This window comes from Streptomyces sp. NPDC002573 (genome assembly GCF_042889625.1).
Taxonomy (GTDB): Bacteria; Actinomycetota; Actinomycetes; order Streptomycetales; family Streptomycetaceae; genus Streptomyces; species Streptomyces gibsoniae.
Map to the genome: position 1 here is coordinate 1 of NZ_JBIARC010000186.1, position 4,601 is coordinate 4,601.

Consider the following 4,601-nt stretch of genomic DNA (forward strand, 5'->3'; position numbering starts at 1 on the left):
CAGCTTGTTTGTGGGGTTTTGGGTTACCAATTCCCCCGCCACAATCATCTCCCCGCCCCCCCACCCCCCCCCACCCCGCGGGGGGGGGGGGGGCCCGGCCCCCCCGGCCCCCCCCCCCCCGCCGCGGTTCAGCCGGATCAGTCCGCGTCAGCCTTACCGGCGGCTCATGCGGTCCCGTGGTGCAAGTAAGCGCGGTTCACGGTCTGCTGGACGCTGTTGCCGGCGGCGTCCGTGGCGGTGACCCGCAGCGTCACGTAGGCATCGCCGTGTACGCTCGACGGCCGCGTCACGGTGGCGGTGAACTGTCCGTCGGCGCCGTGACGCGCGGTGCGCGCGGTGGTCCAGCTCTTCCCGTCGTCGTACGACGCCTCGACCTTCAGCGTCACCCCGCGGGGCGTTGCCATGCCATCCTGCATGCGGACGGTCAGGCCGAGGGCGTGCGTGCGCGCCGGACCGACCGCGTTCTGCGCGTCGACCGGTACGTCGTAGTCGAGCTGGAGCAGCGGCAGCAGGCTCGTGTCGGCCGCGGTGTCCGAGTGGAACGTCCACGCCGTGTGCGTGCCGGTGCCGAAGCGCCAGTCGTCCGAGGTGCGGGCGGTCGTCAGGTCCAGCCGGTACTCGGCGTCGCCCGCGGGCACCTCGAAGTTGCCCCACGCGCCGTTGTCGGACGTGGCGATCTGCTCGCCGTTCCGGTACAGCACCGCCTTGGCCGTGTCGTTCACGGAAGCCGTGCCGACGCCGCCGCCGATTCCGCCGAAGGGGTCGCTCTCCGCGAACGACCAGTGGTCGGCGCCGGAGTCGTTGAATTCCGGAACGTAGACCGACAGGGTGTCGCCGTGGCGCACCGATGGGAGGCCCTTACCGTGCGGGATCGACGGGCGGACCACTGCTCCGAACCACCGCTCCGTGGCGCGCCGGCCGGGCTGGTAGGTGTGCGGCGCGTCGTGCATGCCGGCCCCCAGCGGGAAGTCGGGGTCGAAGACGACGTTGTGGTGCACGACATGCTGCCACAGCGTGTCTCCGGCGCTCACGTACTCGACACGTTCCTGTCCCACCGGAACGTAGCGGCTGTACTGGTCCCACGCGGTGTCCTGGAACGGGCGCCACGCGAAACGCTGCTCGCTCTCCCAGCCCGTTGTACCGGTGCGGGTGTACGTGCTGTGGACCTCCGCGCTGTTCCGGTCCGAGACGGTGTAGACCACCTGCTTGGGAATGGAGCCCTTCGACACCTGCATCACGTCGTACAGGTACGGGCTGCGGACCGTGCCGGAGAACTCCACCGTCGTGGCGCCCTTCGCCATGCGGTCCAGCAGAGCCGTCCCGATCTTGAAAGAGGTCTGCATGGTGGGCAGGGCCATCCGGTCACCGTTCGGCTGCCACCGGGTCCAGTCGGAGAAGCCCTCGGGCTGCACCAGAAGCACCGCCTTGGCGCCCGCGGCCGCCGCGGTCTGCGCGAGAGCCCGTCGGTCGAACCAGGCGGAGTTGTCGTCCCGTACGACGGCCAGCTTGCCGCGCGCCCCGCGGAAGTCGGGCGCCGCCGCCAGGCCGGCGGCCACAGCGGTCAGCCGCGCGCCCTGGTCCCCGAAGACCGGGGAAGTCGCCTGGTAGTACGGCGCGAACTGCTGCGCGCTGCCCGAGACCCTGGCCCGCAGTTGCGGGGCCGTCATCTGCCAGCGGGAGGAGAACTCGAAGGAACCGTCGGTGACCGGAGCCGTGGGGCTGACGTAGAGCCGCTTGACGGTGTCGAAGAACATGGCGCCCTGGAGCAGGCTCTGACCGTCGATCTGACGGTAGAAGTTGGTGCTGAGAACGCCGTGCTGCTCGGCGGGGCGCGGCGTGCGGATCTTCACCTCGGTGGCATCGGCGGCGTTCAGCGTCACCGTCATGTCCTTGGTGACCTTCACCTCGGGGTCGACGATCTGGCCGGCCTCTTCGCCGTCATCGGTCCGGTCGTAGAAACCGGAGTTGATGTTGTACGTGCCCTCTTCCACGACGGCGACTCCCGCGTTGCGGTCCGTGTAGCCCACGAACCCGTCGGAGCCCCAGATGGTCGGCAGTGAGCCGGGCACGACCTGGCCGTTGCGGTCACGGTAGACCACGGTCAGCCGGTGTGTGGGGGCGTGCACCACGAGGGAGACGGTGGTGTGGGCGAGCACGGTGCCGTCGGCGGACTTCGCGGTGACGTATCCGTAGAACTTGCCGCGGACCGCGTGGGTCGCGTCGGTGTGCAGCGGCACGTCGGCGGTGGCACCGGGGGCCAGTTGCACGGTGCTGGAGTCGAGGCTGACCACCCCGTCGGGGATCGCGTGCCCGGTCTCGGTGGCCATGTTGACGGCCAGGGAGAGGGTGAGCGGGTGATCGCTGGTGTTGGTGTAGTGAAGGGTGGTCGCCCGCGGCTGTCCCTGCGTGCCACCGGTGGTCAGCGGGGCGAGGGTGACCGAGCCGGTGGCCGTGACCGGGCCCATGGCCGCGGCCACGTCGATGCGGCCGCCGCCCTGCTCGGTCACCTTTGTGCCGGGCACCGTGTGCGCGGTGCTGATCAGGCTGTCCTTGAGCTGCTGGGCGCTCCAGTCCGGGTGCTGCTGGGCCAGCAGTGCGGCGGCGCCGGCGACGTGCGGGGTGGCCATGGAGGTCCCGGACAGCGCCACGTAGTTGGCGTCGATCGGGTCGCCCAGGGTGGTGCCGGCCGCGCGGGCGGCGACGATGCCCACGCCGGGGGCGGTCACGTCGGGCTTGACCGCGTCGTCGCCGAAGCGCGGGCCGCGGCTGGAGAAGGAGGCCAGGGAGTCGTCACGGTCGACGGCGCCGACGGTCAGCGCGGCATCGGCTGCGCCCGGGGTGCCGACGGTGTACTGGCCGGGGCCCGAGTTGCCCGCCGCGACGACGAAGAGCGTGCCGGTGGAGGCGGTCAGGTTGTCGACCGCCTGGCTGAGCGGGTCGGTGCCGTCGGTCTGCTCGTCCGCCCCGAGGCTCATGTTGACGACCTTGGCGTGCTCGGCGGTCGCCCACTCCATGCCGGCGATGATGCCGGACTCGTCGCCGTAGCCGTTGTCGTCCAGCACCTTGCCGATCAGCAGGTCGGCCTTGGGCGCGACACCGCGTCGGGTGCCGCCCGACGCGGCACCGGTTCCGCCGACGATCGAGGCGACATGCGTGCCGTGGCCGAAGTGGTCGCCGGTGTTCCCACTGCCGGAGAAGTCCTTGGCCTCCGCGATGCGGCCGGCGAGGTCGGGGTGGCTGGCATCGACACCGGTGTCCAGCACGGCCACCTTGACGCCCTGGCCTTCGTAGCCGGCCTTCCAGGCGGTGGGGGCGTTGATCTGTGCGGTGCTCCGGTCCAGCAGGGCCTTCACCTTGCCGTCCAGCGAGATGCGCGGGGTGACCGTGGTGCGGGCGGTGTCCGAGGCTCCACCGGGGTTGAGCGTCTTCCAGAACTTCCCCAGGTCGTGGCCGGAAACCCGCACCGACCGCGCGTGGATGCTGTCCAGTCGGCGGGAGGGCGTCGCCGCCGTGTTGAGCGCCACCAGTCGGTCGGCAGTGACCGAGGCTGTCTTCGCTGCCTGTGCGGTGACCTTGGCCCCCTCCCGTGACGGTTCCGGCTGAGAGGAGACGATCAACGGCAGTGCGGAGGTGTGCGCCTCGTCGTAGCCCTCGGCGATCAGTGCCGTCACATTGAACAGCCGGCGGTCCAAGGTGCCGGACGACACCAGCGCCTGGGCGTCGAACGGCATCACGGTCAGCTGCTTGTCGTCCCCCTCCAGCGTCTGGAAGGGGATGTGCTCCCGCCCGGGTCCGGGCTGCACCGACGCGGTGTGCCGTCCACCGGGCAGCGTCGTAACGGTCACCTGGTCACCGGTCACCAGTCGTACGGTCGCGGAGGCGGCCCCCGATACGGCAGCGGGATGAGCGGGGGTCCCGGTGGCTGCCGACTGCCCCGCGAACGCGGCTGGCACGGCTCCGGCGACCAGCAACAATCCCGTTGATATAGCCGCCGTTGGGCGGATTCTAGACATCAGTGAGACACCTCTCGTACAGCTGGAGGGGCAAAAGCTGTGCGAAAGCATCCGTTGATGAAGCTGAACCTGTCACTGACCTCGGGTGTCGCAACTGCGACATGTGCCAACTGCGACACCTGCCGCCTCCGCGCCGCCACCGCACAGCCAGTACGGCGGGGATTGCCGCGAATTGGGCGCGTTCCTATCTCGGAGGGGCCACGTGGGAGACCCATACCGCTGCGCCCCCTGCGGAACGACGTCCCCGAAGCACCGGAAGAGCTGGTCCTCTACCTGCTACGCAAGCGCCCGGGCTGCGGCGCCCAGTGGCGCTGCAGCGGACGTGGATCGTAGTCGTCCCCGGACGGCCCGCTCACAGCCATCCGCGGCGTGCGGCCTGCCAGGCGAGTTGCATGCGGGTTGCTGCGCCGGCGCGTTCCATCATGCTCTGAATGCGGCGTTGGACGGTGCGCCGGCTCAGCCCGAGCTGTGAGGCGATCGCTTTGTCGGCGATTCCGGCCACCAGCAGGGACAACAGCTTGCGGTCGGTGGGGGAGAGTGCATCGGACGGCCCGGCTCCGTCCGTCCCTGAGATGGCGCCGTCGTCGT

2 protein-coding genes are annotated in these 4,601 nt (G+C 70.4%); both read right to left on the reverse strand.

Annotated features, from left to right (window positions below; all coding sequences use genetic code 11):
* Positions 1–164: 164 nt before the first annotated feature.
* The gene (locus tag ACFYX0_RS46740; RefSeq protein ID WP_388981671.1) at positions 165–4,013 is read right to left on the reverse strand and encodes a S8 family serine peptidase; all 3,849 of its coding nucleotides are present in this window, start codon (positions 4,011–4,013) and stop codon (positions 165–167) included.
* 352 nt (positions 4,014–4,365) lie between these two features.
* Positions 4,366–4,601, reverse strand: a 236-nt coding sequence (locus tag ACFYX0_RS46745; RefSeq protein ID WP_388981674.1) for a response regulator transcription factor, incomplete at its 5' end; no start/stop codon positions are given.